Source organism: Streptosporangium sp. NPDC002607, assembly GCF_053592655.1.
In genome coordinates, this window is sequence record NZ_JBSFWD010000004.1 from 29,312 (window position 1) to 46,791 (window position 17,480).

A 17,480-nucleotide genomic window follows, 5' to 3' on the forward strand; every position below is an offset into this window, starting at 1 on the left:
AACCCCGGCCGGAGCGGAGCATTACCGCGGCCGTGTCCCCAACAGGTGGCCCACCTCGTTGAAGACCTCGGGCCTGGTTCCGCGCCACACCGAGACCGAGGCGTTGCCGACCGGGCCGAACGCCTCGACGGAGTCGATCGGGACATCCTCGATCACGTGCTTGAACATCAGCACGACCGAGTCGTGCGCGACGACGAGAACCCGGCGCCCGGCGTGCCCGGCACGCAGCTCCTCGACCACCTCGCGTATCCGACCGGCGACATCGGGGAAACTCTCCCCCTCCGGGGGCCGGAAACCGCCGTACAGACGCGCCACCAGGTTCTCCGACTCACCGGGAAACCTCTCCCTGAGCGCGAGCAGGTTCATCCCCGACCAACGTCCCATGTCATGGTCCCTGAGCCTCGGCTCCAGCCGGATCTCGGGGTCCGCACCCAGCTCGGCGGCGACCAGCTCCCAGGTCTGCACGGTCCTGCGGTACGGCGAGCACAGGACGAGTTCCGGCGGATCCCCTGCCGCCAGGTGCCGCCCCAGCTCGGTGGCCTGCTCCCTGCCGAGCGGGGTCAGCTCGGCCTCGGAGTCGGGGCGCTCCAGGACGACCGCCCGGCCCGCGCGGAAGGCCTCCTCGAAGGCCACGTTGGACTCGCTCTGACCATGTCGTACCACAGTGATCGTCAGCGGCATTCCCTCATGAAAACGCCTTCTCGCTCAGCGGGCAAGGAGCGCCGGGCACGGAACGAGCCGGGGCCCGCACCCTTCGAAGGATGCGGGCCCCGGCCCTTGCCGTGCTGGTGCTACATCAGACCGGAACGATGTTCTCGGCCTGCGGGCCCTTCTGGCCCTGCGTGACGTCGAAGGAGACCTTCTGGCCCTCCTGCAGCTCACGGTAGCCCTGGGCGGCGATGTTGGAGTAGTGAGCGAAGACGTCGGCGCCGCCGCCGTCCTGCTCGATGAAGCCGAAGCCCTTTTCCGAGTTGAACCACTTCACGGTTCCCGTAGCCATAACTTTCTCCTTCGATAGGGGGCAGAGCCGGAATCCGCACCGCGCGGATCCCGCGTCGCCGCGATGAGCCCATCCGGAGATGACCGGGAAAACAAAAATGCACCTGACGGATGACCTTCAGGTGCACACAGAGTTTCATGGGTACCACAACCGCAACTGCCTATAGTTTAGCACCTCCGCGGCCCGGCACACGAACTCGTCGGGCCCCTCCCCCGGCGTGCTGCCGGGGGAGGGGAAAGCGATCGCCAGGACGGGTCGGCCGTGGTCCTCACGGCCGTCGTAGCGGGGTGTCTCTCATCTCCCGATCGACCTGATACGGACCGTGAGGCGAGGCGGAACGCCGATGCGGGCGGTACCCGAGGAGGACACCCGCTCGGCTACCTGAAGTCCACCTCCGCGTGCGGCAGGCCGCCCGACAGGGAGGGGAAGCCAGGGCCCCGGTCGAAGAAGGGCGCGTCGTCGGTGACCAGGGCGCGGAGTTCCGCGCGGCGGATCTCGGTGGCCTCGGCGTCCACCTGGGGATCATCCTGCGAGCCGGACAGGATGACCCCGTAGTCGTCGCGGGCGCCGTCCACCGAGACCTTGCCGTCGCGGACGTCGGCGGCCACCAGGGCGGGGTCGCGGTCCAGCGGAGAACCCCAGCCGCCACCGCCGGTGGTGCGGACCCGGATGATCTCGCCCGCGCGGACCGGCGAGTCGTCCACCAGGCCCTCCATCTCCCTCCCGTCGATCTCCACGACGAAGGGTTTTCCGGCCCGGCCGCCGTTCACCCCCCAGCAGGACAGGATCGAGCGGTCGGCGATGGACATGAACGAGGCGTCGCGGAGCATCCGCAGGTGCTTGTCGTAGCCGAGACCGCCCCGGTAGAGGCCGGGGCCGCCGGAGTCGCGGGCCAGGCCGAGCCGCTCGACCCGGAAGGGCCAGCGGGACTCGGCGAACTCGACCGGGATGTTGCGCGAGTCGGGCACCACGTGGATGGTGTCCTCCCCGTCCGCGTACCACCGGCCGCCCGAGCCGCCGCCGAGGACCTCGCGCATCAGGTACGGGGTGCCGTCGAGGCCGTCGCCGTAGACGCCGGTGTAGCGGATGGTCTCCTGGTCGGCGGGCATCCGGCCGCCGGTCGCCTTGGCCAGCACCCCGGCCAGCACGCCCAGCAGGCGCAGGATCACGAAGGTACGGGCGTTGGTGGGGGCCGGGAAGATCGGGGTGAGCAGGGTGCCCTTCTCCGGGAACCGCATCTCGATGAGGGGCACGACGCCCTCGTTGACGTCCAGCTCGGCCATCCGCTCGGGGGTGTCGGCCAGGTTGCGCAGGATCGGCGCCAGCCACTTCTTCAGGAACACCCCGTCGGCGTAGTCGCCCGCGTGGTTGATCGGCCCCTTGGCCTGCGGCGAGGTGCCGGTGAAGTCCATGACCAGCGGCACCTGGGCCGAATGATCGACGGTGAGGGTCATCCGCTGGGTGTGCAGGCGGGGGGAGTCCACGCCGTCGTGCTCGGCGTAGTCCTCCCACACGTGGGTGCCCTCGGGGATCTTGGCCAGCAGTTCCCTGCGGAACGTCTCGGTGGTGTTGGAAATGATCGCGTCGAAGCACGCCTCGACCGCCTCGCGCCCGTACCGGTCGAACAGCTCGCCCAGCCGCCGCGCGCCCATCAGGCAGGCCGAGCACTCGGCGTCCAGGTCTCCGGCCAGCGAGTCGGGCATCCGTGAGTTCCGGGTCATGATGGTGAGCGCCGCCCGGTTGGGCACGCCCTCGTCCCACAGCTTGATCGGCGGGACCATCAGCCCCTCCTCGAACACGCTGCGCGCGTTGCTCGGCATGGAGCCGGGCACGCCCCCGCCGATGTCGTCGTGGTGGCCGAACGCCTGCACGAAGGCGACGACCTCCCCGCCGTGGAAGACCGGGACCGTCACGCACAGGTCGGGCAGGTGCCCGATGCCCCCCTCGGACAGGTAGACGTCGTTGTGGAAGAACACGTCGCCGGGCTTCATCTCGGCGGTCGGGAAGTCCCTGACGATCGGCTGGACCAGCGCCGAGTAGGACCTGCCGGTCAGCTTGCGCAGCCGTACGTCGTGGATGCCCGCGCGGAAGTCGTGCGCGTCGCGGATCATGGGCGAGCGGGCGGTACGGGCGATGGCCGTCTCGACCTCCATCTCCACGGACGCGAGCGTTCCCTCGACGATCTCCACCAGCACCGGGTCGGCCGCGCTCGCCGATTCAGCCGTTGTCGTTCGCTGCACGGCGCACCTCCAGGTTTCCGAACTCGTCCATGGTCGCGGTGAAGCCGGGGTGAACCGGCAGGGTGGAGCCGTACTCCTCGATGACCGCGGGACCGCTGATCTCCGCTCCGGCCGCCAGGTCGGCGCGGCGGTGGATCGGGGTGCTGCCCCACTCGTCGTAACAGACCTCGCGGAAGGCGACCGGCTCGGGCCGGCTCGTACCGTGCGGCCGGCGTCCGATGGCGGGGCGGGTGATCGGGCCGATACCGGAGACCCGGAGGTTGACCCACTCGACGCCGTGCCGGGGGTCGTCACGGTAGCCGTACCCGTAGAGCTTGTGGTGCTCGGTGTGGAAGCGGTCCAGCACCTCGGTCCGCCACGCCTCGTCCAGCGGTCCGGCCGGGGCGGGCACCCTGACCTCGTAGGCCTGGCCGTAGTAGCGCAGGTCGGCGCTTCGCGCGTAGACGTGCGCCTCTCCGGCGAAACCCTCGCGGTCCAGGGCCGCGGCCGCCTGTCCCTCCAGCTCACCGAAGATCTCCGCGGCGGCCGCGAGCGAGAGGTCGCGGGTGACGAAGGTGCGCACGTAGTCGTTCTTGACGTCCACGGTGAGCAGCCCGAACGCCGAGACGTTGCCGGGGTCGGGCGGGACGATCACCGAGGGCAGGCCGAGGATGTCGATGAGCCTGCAGACCAGTAGCGGTCCCGAGCCGCCGAAGGCGACCATGGGGAAGTCGCGCACGTCCAGGCCGCGCTTGACGGTGATCTGGCGGATGGCGTTCGACTGGTTGAACGCGCTGATCTCCAGGATGCCCGCCGCGGTCCGTTCGGGAGTCAGTCCGATCTTGCCCGCGAGCGCCTCGATCCCCTGCCGGGCGGCGTCGGCGTCGAGCGGGATCTCCCCGCCGAGCAGGTGCGCCGGAACCCGGCCGAGGAAGACGTGCGCGTCGGTGACGGTGACCTCGGTGCCGCCCCGGCCGTAGCAGAGCGGCCCCGGGTCGGCCCCCGCGGACTTGGGCCCGACCTTCAGCGTGCCCTCCGGGGAGATCCACGCGATGGAGCCGCCGCCCGCGCCGACGGTCACGATGTCGATCATCGGGATCTTGCAGGGGTAGCGGCCGATGCTGCCCTCGGTGGTCAGCGACGGCTCCCCGTCGACGACCACCGCGACGTCGGTGGAGGTGCCGCCGCCGTCCAGGGTGATCACCGAGGGGTGCCCGGCGGTGGCGGCGATCAGCGCGGCGCCGAGCGCGCCCGCGGCCGGTCCGGAGAGCACCGTGGTGATCGGCTGGTGCACCACCTCGGCCGCGGAGAGCACGCCGCCGTTGCTCTTCATGACGGAGAACGGCAGGCCCTCGCCCGCACGCGCGGCACTCGTCTCGCCCCCTTGGCCGTCCACCTCCAGACGTTCGGCCAGGTTGGCGATATAGCGGCGCATCGTCGGTTTGACCGCGGCGTCGACCAGCGTGGTGACCGAGCGCTCGTACTCGCGGTACTCGCGCAGCACGTCGCACGAGATCGAGACGACGGCGTCCGGGTGCTCCCGTTCCAGGACCTCCCGCATGCGCAGTTCGTGGGCGGGGTTGGCGTACGAGTGCAGGAAGCAGACGCCGATCGCGGTGATGCCGCGATCACGGAACCACCGGGCCGCCTCGACGGCCTGCTCCTCGTCGAACGGCCGCACCTCGGCCCCGGTGTGGTCCAGGCGCCCGCCGACGGTCCTGACCCGGTGCACCGGGACGATGCGGGGCGGCTTCACCCAGAAGTAGGAGTTGCCGTAGCCGTCGGGCACGCTCTGGCGGGCGATCTCCAGGATGAACTCGAAGCCCTCGGTGGTGACGAAGCCCAGGTCGGCGATACGGTCCTCAAGGAGCTGGTTGGTGGCGACCGTGGTGCCGTGCACCACCGCCGACACGGCTTCCAGGGTCACCTCCTCGGCCCCGGCCGCCTTTCTGAGGACCTTCCATACCCCCTCCATGAACCCGTCGGCCGGGTTGGCGGGGGTGGAGGGAGTCTTGGTCGTGGTGATCTCACCGGTCTGCTCGTCCACCGCGACCACGTCTGTGAACGTGCCCCCGGTGTCGACCCCGATACGGACGCTGCGCATGCCCCCGTGTCTACCCAGTCCCGGCGAATCCGCAAATCGGCGGACCCTGCCGAAGCTACGGCCGATCCTTGGGCAGTGTTGGCGAGAGCGGAGGGGTGAGTACCGGTGGACGTCCGGGGCCGGACCCGGCCGCGGAGACGCGAAAGGCCGGCCCTGCCGGAGATCGTCCGGAGGCCGGCCCCGCTGGAGGTCCGCGGTGCCTGTTCTAGCGGCGCCGGGGACCCATGGTGGTGTTGATCACCGAGTCGGCGTCGTGCGCGTGGACCTTGGCGGCGAGGCGGATGGCGATCTCATTCGTACGGCGCAGCTCGGCCTCGACCCTGTCCTTGCCGGACTGGCCGATCTGCACGCCGAAGTAGGCGCCGATGATCGCACCCGAGACACCGACGAGCCCGGCGAACGGCGCGGTCGTGTCACCTCCGCGCAGCGTGATCACCGCGAAGCCGATCAGGATGACCACGAGCCCCACGATGACGACGTAGAACCCGTACCGCCAGCGAGCCGCCTCGGCCTGGGCGGCGACGGCCTCGTCCTCGCTCATCATCGCCGCGAGCGCCACCGGTATCTCCGCGGTCTCCGCGGAGGGGCCGGAGGTCAGGGTGGCCGGGGTCTTGCCGAGAGGTGGAACGGTCTTGTTGGTGGTCGTCACTGGTTCTCCCACTTTCCGATATGCCAAAGGGAATCTCCCACGCTTTTCACGGTCAAGCCAAGTCAAGCCCAGTCAGGCTACGTCAGCCAGGGACCACCCACCCCTACCAGCGCATCTTCCCTCCAAACCCCCTCGTACCTCCCGTCTTTCACCCTTGGTCGCAGACCATGACCTTTCAGGCGGATGTCCGAGGATGGACCGTTACAAAACATGAAGATCACGATCTGCGTTCGGAACGTGGAAACCATGATCGGATGCGGTAGAAGACTTTCATCACCTCCCCTCTTCTCCTGAGGTATCCGTGACAAAGCTCTTCCGGCTTCTCGTGGCCCCGCTGTCCGCCGCCGCCCTCCTCCTCACCGCCTTCTCGACCCCTGCCCGCGCCGACACCGACCCTCTGCTCGCCGCCCAGTGGCAGATCGCCTGGAACACCTACAGGTTCTACGAGTGCCTGACCGCTCCCCTGCCGATAACGGGAAGGAAGCAGGTCAAGCGTGATGTCTCCACCGAGATCAACGCCCCGGTGGAGCACGTGTTCGACGCCTACTCCAATATCAACAACCATCTGGGCATGCACTCGTTCCTGAAGCGGGTCGTCACGCACGCGGATTGGAACGAGCCAGGAACGCGCTACGTCAACTTCACCGCGGTCGAGGAGATCCCGGTCGCCGGGCTGCCGGTCACCAGCAACACGCACGCGCAGCAGCGCGTCCACCGCGACGACCTCTACTACGAGACCGACACCTGGACGCTGCCGAACGTCGTCACGCACCAGAAGATCGTCTTCACCGACCTGGGCGACGGGCGGACGCGGATCACCGAGCACCTCACCTTCGAGGCGAGCATCCTGCTCATCGACTTCACCGTGACCAACGGCGTCTCCTCCCACCAGGCGACGCAGGCGGGCCTGAAGGCGGCGATCGAGAGCGGCCTGCTCCGACCGTGAGGATGTAGGTGAACGCCTCCCGGTGGGGTCCGACCCTTGCGCCGACTGACCACGGTGTCCTCAACGGGACCTGTCGACTCCATCCGGGAGGCGTTCGTCCGCACTCACCGACCGATGGGGCTCACCCGCCGGGCGAGCCCCATCGACTCCCCGGCACCGCGGGGATCGTACGGTCAACGAAAGCGACAAACCGGTCACCAGGGGTGGAGATCGCTGACCGCGTCAGAAGTACTAGGCTGGCGCCCCGTGACCGAAACGTCTGCCCTCTCCGCCGTTCCCGCCGTCTCCCGGGACGGGGTGCTGCGCTTCTACTTCGGCCCGATGGACTGCGGCAAGTCCACCCTGGCCCTGCAGATGAACTACAACCACGGCCGCCAGGGCAGGCGCGGCCTGGTGCTCACCAAACACGACCGCTCGGGCAACGCGCAGGTCACCAGCCGGATCGGTCTGGGCAGCGAGGCCGTCGAGGTCGACGACGACCTGGATCTGGTGGCCCTGGTCCGCGCGCACCAGCCCATCGACTACGTCATCTGCGACGAGGCGTGCTTCTACACGGTCGCCCAGATCGAGCAGCTCGCCGACCTCACCGACGACTACGGCATCGATGTCTACGCCTTCGGCCTGGCCTCGGACTTCCGCTCGCGGATGTTCCCCGCCGCCCAGCGGCTCTTCGAACTGGCCGACGAGATCAACCGCCTCCAGGTCGAGGTCCTGTGCTGGTGCGGACGCCCCGGGCGCCTGAACGCCCGGGTGGTCGGCGGCAGCATGACCCGTACCGGCGAGCAGGTGGTCATCGGCGACACCGGCGCCGCTCCGATCCGCTACCAGGTCCTGTGCCGCCGCCACCACCGCTCCGGCGAGCTCGGCCTGCCCGGTCTTCCCGGCTGACCTCCCCCTCGCGGGCCCGGCCTCATCAGACGGCGCAGTAGCCCTCGTCGTCGCAGGCGTCCCCGCCGGTCTGGGCGGCCTTGACCGCCCTGGCGGCCGGTGACTGCCCGGTGCGCTCGGCGACCTCTTCGAGGGCGGCGAGCAGGGTGTCCTCGGGCTGGGCGCCGGAGACGGCGAACTGGCCCTCGAACAGGAAGAGCGGCACCGAGCTGACGCCGATGGCGCGGGCCTGGGCCAGCTCCTCCCGCACCGCCGCCGCGCCGTCCTCACCGTCGAGGTCCGCCCGTACGCCGAGCTCTCCGGCCAGCTTGGCGAGCACCTCGCGCGAGCCGACGTCGAGACCGTCGGTGAAGTGAGCCCGGAAGAGCGCGTACAGCGCCTCCTCCCCCTTGCCCTGCTCTCCGGCGAGCCGGATGAGGCGGTGCGCGTCGAAGGTGTTGGCCTGGATCGCGTGGTCGAAGTCCAGCACCAGCCCGTCCTCCGCGGCGACCCCGCCCACCCTCCCGAACATCTGCGCGGCCTGCTCGGCCCCGCCGAACTTCTTCGCGGCCCAGGTGAGCGTGAGCTCGCCGTTGGACTTCGCGTCCGGCATGAGCTGGAACGGTCTGAACTCGACCTCCACCTCCCCGCCCTTGGCCCGGTAGCGCTCGACGGCGCGGGCGAAGCGGGCGTGGCCGATGTAGCACCAGGGACAGACGACGTCTGAGTAGACTTCAACCTTCACATACCGCTGCAACCGGTGCGGAGGGCCGCTCATTCCGCGGTGTCGCCCGCGGCCGCGGCCACGCGGCACCCGGTGAGATGGAGCGGTCAGTACGGCAGCCGCCTGCCCGCCGGAGTCCGCAGGTCCAGGGTGAGCCGGGCGGCGGAGCGCGACCGCTTGCGGAGGTGGATCCGACGCATCGTCACCTGACCTTCTCGGGCTGCCGATCGCCGGTCGGCTGCCATGCCCCGGGCGCCGGGACCGGGACGGAAAAAAGCCGCCGGGGCGCCGTCCCCCGGTGCGGGGACGGGTCGGCGGCCATAGCGGCGGCCACAGGGGAGGCTGGAGCGGCGAACGCTCTCACGCCGCCCCGACGCAGTGGCCGTGATGGGCGGGAATGTCACGATGGGCGGGAATGCTACGTCCGTCGGGCATAAGCTCCCCGGTGTCATCGAAGACCACCACGCCGTTGCAGAGCAGCCCCCACCCCTGCTCTGGGTGAGAGACCAAGAGACGCGCCGCCTCATGGTCAAAAGCGTCCGCGGACGGACAGGGGGGTATGTGCTGGCACACGGTCTTGCTCCGATCTTGATTGTCTGCGGGAAGAACTCCCGGCTCAGCGGGAGACGGCGCGGACGACCTTCCCGGCCGACCTCGCATCGGCTTCACGGAATCTCGCCTTCGCATCCGCGCCGGCACTTCGTGTGCTCCAACGCGACCAGGTTCTGGTGGGCAGCCCCGGTGGCGACCGCGGACTCCCCCGCCGGCGTCACCGCGTCCGTCTGTCCGATGACCCGAACATGACGCGGGATCTTCTAGCGGCGTTCCCTGAGCAAACAAGTTGTTAATTTGTCGCCTTCTTGGTGCTAATTAACCTTTGTCTACACCCGTACATGCCCATCGTCGATAGAGCCAGAGTCTTGTCCTGGTAGAGCATTCTTTGCGATGAGAGGTCCCCTTGATACCAGGCGGAACCTGCCGACCGTGGCGAGGAAATCGCGGCCGGACGCGGTCGGCGCCGGGGCGATGTGACAGGCGTCGAACTCCTCGTGTCACACCGCACCGGACCGGCGGCCGGGAGGATGTCAAGGAGCTTGAACTCCTCCCCGGCCTGGGGGCCGGAGACTCTCCCGTCGCGTCGCGGTCAAGCGGCGCGCGGGGGTTGACGCTTCGCAGACCGGGTAACCCCGAGGTCTCCACGTCCTGACACCGGCGTTCCGACGGCGTTCTTGATATTGATCGCGGCGTTGGTGTCGGCATGCCCGACCCAACCACACGCGAGGTTGGCGCAGGCGTACCTTATCCCGGGCCGCCGGGTCACAGTGACCGCACCGGTGACAGGTCTGCGAGGTCCCCCGCGCGGGAACCTTCACCACCTGGCCGCCCCGCTCGGAGGTCTTGTACTCCAGCAGGGTGACCGTCCGGCCCCACGCCTGCCCGGCGATGGAGCGGTTCAGCCCGGCCTTCTGCGCGACGTTCACGCCGGGGGCCTCGACCGTACCTTTGGCCGAGCGGACCATGTTCGTGATCTTCAGGTCCTCCACCACGACCACGCCGAAGGTAGCGGCGAGTTCGGTGGTGGTCTGGTGCTGCCAGTCGACGGCTCGGCGCTTGGCTCTCGCGCGCAGCCGGGCGATCTGGTCGTAGGTGCGGGCCAGCCGATGCGAGGCCGGCTCAGCACGATGGCGGGTGCGCCGCTGGCGGGCCGACTTCTTCTCCAGCCGGCGCAGGTGTTCCTTCTCGCCGTTGCGAAGCCAGGGTGCGTGCTCACGCATGGTGCCGTCCGACAGGGCCAGGGCGACGGTGATGCCCCGGTCGATCCCTACCGTGTGGCCTGGGTGCACGGTAGGGGTCGGCGCGATGAGGGTTTGGGTGCGGAACACGACCTGCCAGCCGTGGGCATCCTTGACCAGCCGCGCTCCGGTGATCCGCCCGGCAGGGCCGCCCCTGGTGAGGCCGGGCAGGTCCTTGGTCCACCGAAACCGTACCCGCCCGACCTTGGGCAGGTTGATCGCGCCCCAGCGCCGGTTGACCCGCTTGATCTGCAGATCGCGGGCTTGGGGGACGTCCACGGCCAACCGGGTCCGTAGGCGGCCCTTGAACGTGGGCCGCTTGGCCGGATGGTCGGGGTTGAAGAAGTTCGCCCACGCCTGCCGATACGTTTTCAGCACCGCTTGTGCCGCCTGGGCGGGTAGTTGTCCCATCCAGTCGATCTCGCGGCGGGCTGTGCGGATCGCCGCGTCGCAGTCCTTCAACGTCGCGAACCGGCCTTGGCGGAAGGTGAAGTACTCATGCAGCAGGTTCCACAGCGCGCGGGCGGTGTGCGCCTGAGCGTCCAGCACAGCCACCTGCTCTGCGCCCAGATCGAGTCGCGCCACGTGCGCACGAGCCTGCCTCACCAACTCCACACCGTGATCGTATCCTTCGGTTTACGTCACCGCCGTGGAATCCAACCCGAGATACGCACCGGACGCCGTGTTGCCTGCAACCTCCACGCACGCGTGGTGTTCGTGACGAAGTACCGGCGTGGGGTGTTCACCGACCCGATGCCGGCCCGCTGCGAGGAACTCATGCGCGAGGTCCGCGCCGACTTCGAGGTAGACGACGGACCAGGGACGAGGCCCGAGCGACGGTGCCGTCTCGGGCGTCGTCGGCGGTGTCCCGGGGTTCGCCGAGTATCCCCGCGGCGGGAGGTACGCGGTGGCGCTGTTCGCCAGGACCGAGCAGCTGCACGCGACCCGGCGCATCGACGTCGACCTGGCGATCGGCCAGGCCGCCCGGGTCACCGCGGATGAGTTCCGCCCTCGGGCACGAGAACCCTCGCGGCTGCCGATCCCCCGCCTTCCGTCTCTCCGGTCCACCGACCCCAGTGAACTGCGTCGACCGGGGCCCGGGTGGTCGGCACCGCCGCGACGTGCAATCTGGCGCCGGCGTTCGGCGTGTAGGACAGCCTGCTCAGCCCGGTGAAGAGCCGGGTGGTGCGGTGGAGTCGCGGATCACGAGCCGGCAGGGCATGGTGTGGATGCCGGGGGCGACCTTCCCGTCGATGGCGGCGAACAGGTGTTGCGCGGCCGTGTGCCCCAGCCGTTCCAGGTTCGGGTCGACGCTGGTGAGCAGCGGGCGGGTCTCGGCCGACAGCACCTCCCAGTTGTCGTAGCCGATCACCGCGATGTCCGCGGGCAGGCGCCGGCCGCGCTCCCTGGCCGTCTCCATGAAGCCCGCGGCGATCTGGTCACTGCCGCAGAACACCGCGTCGAGGTCGGGCTGCGCCATCAGCAGCATCTCGGCCGCCTGCCGCCCCCACCGCTGGGACCAGGCACCAAAGAGGGTCTCGCCCGCCTGTTCGAGACCGGCCTCGGCGAGCTCTCGCCGCACGCCCTCGGCCCTGTCGATCGCGGCCTTGTAGTCCGTGGGACCGGTGACATGGGCGATCCTGCGCCGCCCGGTGGCCAGCAGGTGCCGTACGGCGAGCATCGCGCCGCCCACGTCGTCGGGCACGAAGGAGACATCGTCGGCGTCGTCGGAGGGACCATAGGCGTACACCACGGGAACCGGCAGGTCACGGCTGATGGAGGGGCGCGGGTTGGTGCTCTCCCCCACCACGATCAGGCCGTCGACCCGCCGGGACAGGAGCATGCGGATGTGGTGCTGCTCGCGGATGACGTCGCCGCGGGCGTCGCAGAGCATCACCGCCATCTCCCCCGCGCCGAAGGCGTTCTCCGCGCCGAGAAGGACGGGGATCCCGAATCTCCCGGCGCTGTCGCTGGTCAACAGGCCGACCGTACGGCTCTGCCCGGTCAGCAGGTTCTTGGCGAGCGCGTTCGGCCGGAAGGAGAGCTGTTCGGCCGCTTCGAGCACGCGCTGCCGGGTGTCGGCCCTGACGTTGTCCTTCCCATTGAGTGCCTTGGACACGGTGGCGATCGACACGCCGGCCAGCGAGGCCACGTCACTGATGGTCACCGCACGTGACCGCCTGCCAGCCATCTGACGAAATCCTTTTCTTTACACCTTGTCAGCAGGATCGGCCATCGCGATGGTGGCCCCCCAGAGGGTAGCCCTCACCCTCACCCAACAGCAAGGTCAGCCTCCTGCTAGCAGGGGATTGACACGGTCTGATGTTTCTTTTACGTTTCCGAAAACCTTTTAGTTCAATTTCGTGCGTCGCGGGGGATGCCGGAAGAGGAGAAGACCATGCAGCCACGCGTCGGGATGACCGCCATCGTATTGTTAGCGCTAACAACAGCGGCGGCCTGCGGCGGGAGCGAGAAAACCGCCGCTCCCGCCGATGAGGCCACCACGATCACCATGTGGACGCGCGCCGCGACGCAGGCGCAGAGCGAGCGGCTGGTCAAGGCGTACAACGCGAGCCACAAGAACCAGGTGAAGCTGACGGTCATCCCGACGGACAACTACCAGCCGCGCATCGCGGCCGCGGCCGGGGCGAAGCAGCTGCCCGACGTGTTCGCGGCAGATGTGATCTTCGTCCCCAACTACACCTCGCAGGGCCTGTACCTGGACATCAGCGACCGCATCGCCGCACTGCCCTACAAGGACAAGCTCGCCCCCTCGCACATCAGGCTGGGCACGCTGGACGGCCGCTCGTACACGCTCCCGCACACCCTGGACCTGTCCGTCTGGTTCTGGAACAAGGACCTGTACGAGAAGGCCGGGCTGGACCCCGAGAAGGGGCCCACGACGCTGAAGGAGTTCGCCGAGCAGGCCACGGTCGTCGACGAGAAGCTCGGCAAGGACGGCAAGGTGCACGGCACCTTCTTCGGCGGCAACTGCGGCGGCTGCTACGTGTTCACCTTCTGGCCGTCGGTGTGGGCCTCGGGCGCCCAGGTCATGGACACCGAGGGCACGACCTCGCTCAACGACCAGGCCGCCATGACGGACGTGTTCAAGATCTACCGCGACCTCTACGCCAAGGGCGTCACCGGCCCGACCGCCAAGGAGGAGCAGGGACCGACCTGGACCGGTTTCTTCCCCAAGGGGGAGATCGGCGTGATGCCGATGCCCTCGACCACGCTCGGCTCGATACCGAAGGAGATGAGGGTCGGCGTCGCGCCCATCGCCGGCCCCGACGGCGGAGAGTCCACCTTCGTCGGCGGTGACTCGGTCGGCATCTCGTCGACCAGCGAGAACGCCGACGCCGCCTGGGACTTCCTGTCCTGGACGGTCTCCGACGAGGCACAGGTCGAGGTCATGGCCAAGAACAAGGACATTCCAGCCCGCACCGATCTGGCCGACAACAAGTACTCCGCCCAGGACCCGAGGGTGGTGCTGATGAACTCCATGGTCGCCAAGGGGCAGACGCCGTACGCGCTGCGGTTCGGGCAGACCTTCAACGACCCGCAGGGGCCGTGGCTGCGCCTGGCCAGAGAGGCCGTGTTCGGCGACGCGGGCAAGGTCGCCCAGCTCAACTCCGAGATCACCAAGTCGCTGCAGCAATGACGGTGACACTGACCAGGCATGACGGGAAGGCGGTGCGGGGAGTCGTCCCGGCACCGCCCCCCTGGTGGCGGACCCGGCGGGCGCAGGGCTGGGTCTACGCGGCCCCGACCGCCCTGATCGTCGGCGTGCTGTTCCTGGCACCGCTGGCACTGGTCGTCTGGATGTCGCTGAACCGCTGGCCGCTGCTCGGCCGGGCGACGTTCAACGCGCCGGACAACTACCTCAAGATCGCCGACAATCCCCTCTTCCTCGACGCGGTGGGCTTCACGCTGAAGTACACCGCCATCACGACCGTGCTGCTGTCGGCCGTGGCGCTCGGCCTGGCCCTGCTGGTGCAGGAGCGCAGGCCCGGTGTCGGCTTCTTCCGTACCGCGTTCTTCCTGCCGGGTGCGGTCGGCTTCGCCGCGGCGGCGCTGCTCTTCTACGGCATGCTCAACAACGACTTCGGGCCGATCGACCCGATCCTGCGGGCCCTGGGCCTCACCGACGAGCCGGTGCGGTGGACCGGAACCCCGAACATGGCGCTGTTCTCCACGATCGCGCTGGTGCTGTGGCGGTTCGCCGGGTTCAACATGCTCATCCTGCTCACCGGGCTGCAGTCGATCCCGGTCGAGGTCTACGAGGCGGCCAGGAGTGACGGCGCCAGCCGTTGGCAGATCTTCACCAGGATCACGCTGCCGCTGCTCCGTCCCACGCTCGCGCTGATGCTCGTCCTCAGCGTCACCGGCTCCCTGCTCGCCTTCGACCAGTTCTTCATCTTCACCAACGGCGGCCCGGACAACAGCACGGTCTCCATGGTCATGGTCGTCTACCGCGACGCGTTCTTCCGCTTCGATCTGGGCGGCGCCGCGGCGCTGTCCGTCGTGCTGCTGGTCGCCCTGGTCGCGCTCAACGCCCTGCAGATGCGGGTGCTCGGGAGGTCGAAGTGAGCAGACCGGTGAGAACGCCCTACTACACCACGATGTCGGCCCTGGCGGTGCTCTTCCTGTTCCCCCTGCTGTGGAGCGGCTGGTCCTCCTTCGACGGCGGGGCCGGGAACTACCTGGAGATGGCCCGCTTCGGCGAGGGCGTCGGCACCTACCTGACCAACAGCGTGCTGGTCTCGGCGATGACCGTCGCCGGCACGCTGGGCGTCTCCGCCCTGGGCGGCTACGCCTTCGCCCGTTTCGACTTCCCCGGCAAGAACCTGCTCTTCCTCGCCACGCTGGCGATCCTGATGGTGCCGTACGCGACCATCCTGATCCCGCTCTACGTCCTGCTCGGCTACATCGGGCTGCAGAACTCGCTGATCGGGCTCGCGCTCGTCTTCGTGATGTTCCAGCTGCCGTTCGCGCTGTTCATGATGCGCAACGCCTTCGAGGCGATCCCGCGCGAGCTGGAGGAGGCCGCCCTCGTCGACGGCTGCGGCACGTTCCGCGCCTTCGCCCGCATCCTGCTGCGCGCGGTGCGGCCCGCCCTGGTCACGGTCGGCCTGTTCGCCTTCCTGGCCTCGTGGAACGACTTCTTCGCCCCGCTCATCCTGCTCAACGACGGTGCGAACTTCACCCTGCCGGTGGCCGTGGTCAGCATGACCCAGCGCACGTTCGGCGCCGTCGACTACGGCATGCTGCAGGCCGGCGTCATGGTCATGGCCGTGCCCTGCCTGATCCTCTTCATCGTCCTCCAGCGCCACTACGTGCGCGGATTCATGTCAGGAGCCCTGCGTGGTTAGTCCCGTCATGCCCTCGGCGGGGGTACTGTCCCCGCTCGGCCTCGATGCCGTACGGCTCACCCCGGGTTTCTGGGGTGACCGGATGGCGCTCAACCGCGAGGTCGTCATCGCCCACTGCCAGGAGTGGATGGAACGGGTCGGCTGGATCGGCAACTTCCGCGGCGTGACTCCCCGCCGGGGCCGGGAGTTCTCCGACTCGGAGATCTACAAGCTGCTGGAGGGGATGGCCTGGTCGGACCATCCCGCCCTGGACGAGCTGGCCGCGACCGTGGCGCGGGCGCAGGAGGAGGACGGCTACCTCAACACCCGCTGGAGCGGGCGGCGCTACACCGACTTCGAGTGGGGCCACGAGCTGTACTGCTACGGCCACCTGATCCAGGCAGGCGTCGCCCGGCTCCGCGCGCACGGCGAGGACACGCTGACCGAGGTGGTCCGCCGGGCCGCCGACCACGTCTGCGCCCGCTTCATGGACACCGAGGAGACCTGCGGTCATCCCGTGGTGGAGACGGCGCTGGTCGAGCTGTACCGCGTCACCGGGACCGAGCGCTACCTGGAGATGGCCCGCAGGTTCGTCGAGCGGCGCGGCAGGCCCGCCCTCGGTGAGATCCAGTTCCATCCCGCGTACTTCCAGGACGATCTGCCCGTGCGGCGGGCGCGGGTGTTCCGCGGGCACGCGGTGCGCGCCCTCTATCTCGCCTGCGGCACGGTGGACGTGGCCGTCGAGACCGGTGACACGGAGCTGCTGCGGGCGGTCGAGACACAGTGGGAGCGCACCGTCGCCCGGCGCGTCCACCTGACCGGCGGGGTGGGCTCGCACCACTCGGACGAGGCCTTCGGCGAGGACTTCGAGCTGCCGGCCGACCGCGCCTACTCCGAGACCTGCGCCTGCATCGCCTCGATCATGCTGTCGCACCGGCTGCTGCTGGCCACCGGCGACGTGCGCTACGCCGACCTGGCCGAGCGGACCATGTACAACGTGCTCGCCACGGCGGTGGCGCTGGACGGGCGCTCGTTCTTCTATGTCAACCCGCTGCAGGTACGGGTCCCGGCCGAGCCGCGCGAGGGGGTCAACCACGGTTCCGAGGGGGGCCTGCGCTCGCCCTGGTTCGACGTGTCGTGCTGCCCCAACAACATCGCCCGTACCCTCGCCTCGCTCCCCGCCTACCTGGCCGCGGCGGACGGCGACGCCCTGCGCATCCACCATTACACGCCCGGCGAGATCCGCCACGACGGTCTCGCGCTCCGGATCGAGACGGACTACCCCTGGTCTGGCACGGTGACCGCGCACGTCGTCGAGGGCCGGGCCGGCCGGATCTCGCTGCGCGTACCGCCCTGGGCTCAGGGCGCGACCCTGAGCTACGGCGGCGTGTCGCGTCCGGCCGAGCCCGGCTACGCCACGGCCGAGGCCGACTGGCGGCCGGGAGACCGGATCCGGCTCGACCTGCCGATGCGGCCCCGCTGGACCTTCCCCGACCGGCGGGTGGACGCGGTCCGCGGGTGCGCCGCCGTCGAACGCGGCCCACTCGTCTACTGCGCCGAGTCCACCGGCGACGAGCCTCCGCTGGCGCAGGTCACGGTGGAACCCCTCACGCCGGTCGAGCGGCACGTCGACGGGGCCGTCGAACTGGACGTCCCGGCCTGCCTGACGGCCCCTGAAGACGACGCCTGGCCGTACCGGGCCGATCGGCGGGCGGCCGCGGGCCGGCAGACGTCCCTGCGGCTGGTCCCCTATCACCGCTGGGGCAACCGGGGCCCCGCGAGCATGCGCGTGTGGCTGCCGCTGACCTGATCTCCACGCCGCAGACG

General features: G+C 69.4%; 16 protein-coding genes. 7 read left to right on the forward strand and 9 right to left on the reverse strand.

Annotated elements, in window-relative coordinates; genetic code table 11:
• Positions 1-21 precede the first annotated feature (21 nt).
• The 5 genes from ACWD3H_RS05670 to ACWD3H_RS05690 form a co-directional block, all read right to left on the reverse strand.
• Positions 22-681 (reverse strand): histidine phosphatase family protein, encoded by a 660-nt coding sequence (locus ACWD3H_RS05670; protein ID WP_355632793.1) that lies wholly within the window; start codon positions 679-681, stop codon positions 22-24.
• A gap of 115 nt (positions 682-796) precedes the next feature.
• Positions 797-1,000 (reverse strand): cold-shock protein, encoded by a 204-nt coding sequence (locus ACWD3H_RS05675; RefSeq protein WP_350929493.1) that lies wholly within the window; start codon positions 998-1,000, stop codon positions 797-799.
• Between the two features lie 377 nt (positions 1,001-1,377).
• Complete coding sequence (locus ACWD3H_RS05680; protein ID WP_451954166.1) at positions 1,378-3,240, reverse strand: hydantoinase B/oxoprolinase family protein; 1,863 nt, start codon at positions 3,238-3,240, stop codon at positions 1,378-1,380.
• The gene (locus tag ACWD3H_RS05685; protein ID WP_451954167.1) at positions 3,218-5,323 is read right to left on the reverse strand and encodes a hydantoinase/oxoprolinase family protein; all 2,106 of its coding nucleotides are present in this window, start codon (positions 5,321-5,323) and stop codon (positions 3,218-3,220) included. Before ACWD3H_RS05685 ends, ACWD3H_RS05680 begins: the two co-directional genes overlap by 23 nt.
• 205 nt (positions 5,324-5,528) lie before the next feature.
• A complete protein-coding gene (locus ACWD3H_RS05690; RefSeq protein ID WP_350929487.1) occupies positions 5,529-5,972 on the reverse strand; it encodes a hypothetical protein in 444 nt (147 codons plus the stop codon).
• Positions 5,973-6,273: 301 nt separating this feature from the next.
• Here ACWD3H_RS05690 and ACWD3H_RS05695 point away from each other — a divergent pair, with 301 nt between their 5' ends.
• On the forward strand, positions 6,274-6,918 hold the full coding sequence (locus ACWD3H_RS05695; protein WP_451954168.1) for an SRPBCC family protein: 645 nt from the start codon (positions 6,274-6,276) through the stop codon (positions 6,916-6,918).
• A 246-nt stretch (positions 6,919-7,164) separates the two neighbouring features.
• Positions 7,165-7,806 (forward strand): thymidine kinase, encoded by a 642-nt coding sequence (locus ACWD3H_RS05700; protein WP_355567598.1) that lies wholly within the window; start codon positions 7,165-7,167, stop codon positions 7,804-7,806.
• Positions 7,807-7,831: 25 nt separating this feature from the next.
• Here the strand turns inward: ACWD3H_RS05700 and ACWD3H_RS05705 are convergent, their stop codons facing one another.
• From ACWD3H_RS05705 to ACWD3H_RS05715, 3 genes are all read right to left on the reverse strand, one after another.
• A complete protein-coding gene (locus tag ACWD3H_RS05705; RefSeq protein ID WP_451954169.1) occupies positions 7,832-8,530 on the reverse strand; it encodes a DsbA family oxidoreductase in 699 nt (232 codons plus the stop codon).
• Between the two features lie 339 nt (positions 8,531-8,869).
• Positions 8,870-9,082, reverse strand: a complete 213-nt coding sequence (locus ACWD3H_RS05710) for a DUF5999 family protein (protein WP_451954170.1) — start codon at positions 9,080-9,082, stop codon at positions 8,870-8,872.
• Between the two features lie 512 nt (positions 9,083-9,594).
• Positions 9,595-10,917 (reverse strand): RNA-guided endonuclease InsQ/TnpB family protein, encoded by a 1,323-nt coding sequence (locus ACWD3H_RS05715; protein WP_451954171.1) that lies wholly within the window; start codon positions 10,915-10,917, stop codon positions 9,595-9,597.
• On the opposite strand from ACWD3H_RS05715, the gene ACWD3H_RS05720 reads away from it, so the two are divergent.
• Positions 10,801-11,304 (forward strand): transposase, encoded by a 504-nt coding sequence (locus ACWD3H_RS05720; RefSeq protein WP_451954172.1) that lies wholly within the window; start codon positions 10,801-10,803, stop codon positions 11,302-11,304. The two genes, ACWD3H_RS05715 and ACWD3H_RS05720, sit on opposite strands and share 117 nt — an antisense overlap.
• A gap of 160 nt (positions 11,305-11,464) precedes the next feature.
• Here ACWD3H_RS05720 and ACWD3H_RS05725 read toward each other — a convergent pair whose 3' ends face one another.
• Positions 11,465-12,493: a LacI family DNA-binding transcriptional regulator gene (locus ACWD3H_RS05725; RefSeq protein WP_451954173.1), complete on the reverse strand. Its 1,029-nt coding sequence runs from the start codon at positions 12,491-12,493 to the stop codon at positions 11,465-11,467.
• Positions 12,494-12,700: 207 nt separating this feature from the next.
• Here ACWD3H_RS05725 and ACWD3H_RS05730 point away from each other — a divergent pair, with 207 nt between their 5' ends.
• From ACWD3H_RS05730 to ACWD3H_RS05745, 4 genes are read left to right on the forward strand one after another with little or no spacing between them, the layout of a single operon-like run.
• On the forward strand, positions 12,701-13,963 hold the full coding sequence (locus ACWD3H_RS05730) for an ABC transporter substrate-binding protein (protein ID WP_355557996.1): 1,263 nt from the start codon (positions 12,701-12,703) through the stop codon (positions 13,961-13,963).
• Entirely contained in the window at positions 13,960-14,892 is a 933-nt protein-coding gene (locus tag ACWD3H_RS05735) for a carbohydrate ABC transporter permease (protein WP_355557994.1), read from the forward strand. The genes ACWD3H_RS05730 and ACWD3H_RS05735 overlap by 4 nt, the downstream gene beginning before the upstream one ends.
• The gene (locus tag ACWD3H_RS05740; RefSeq protein WP_355557991.1) at positions 14,889-15,674 is read left to right on the forward strand and encodes a carbohydrate ABC transporter permease; all 786 of its coding nucleotides are present in this window, start codon (positions 14,889-14,891) and stop codon (positions 15,672-15,674) included. The genes ACWD3H_RS05735 and ACWD3H_RS05740 overlap by 4 nt, the downstream gene beginning before the upstream one ends.
• The gene (locus ACWD3H_RS05745) at positions 15,667-17,463 is read left to right on the forward strand and encodes a glycoside hydrolase family 127 protein (protein WP_451954174.1); all 1,797 of its coding nucleotides are present in this window, start codon (positions 15,667-15,669) and stop codon (positions 17,461-17,463) included. Before ACWD3H_RS05740 ends, ACWD3H_RS05745 begins: the two co-directional genes overlap by 8 nt.
• Positions 17,464-17,480: the final 17 nt, after the last annotated feature.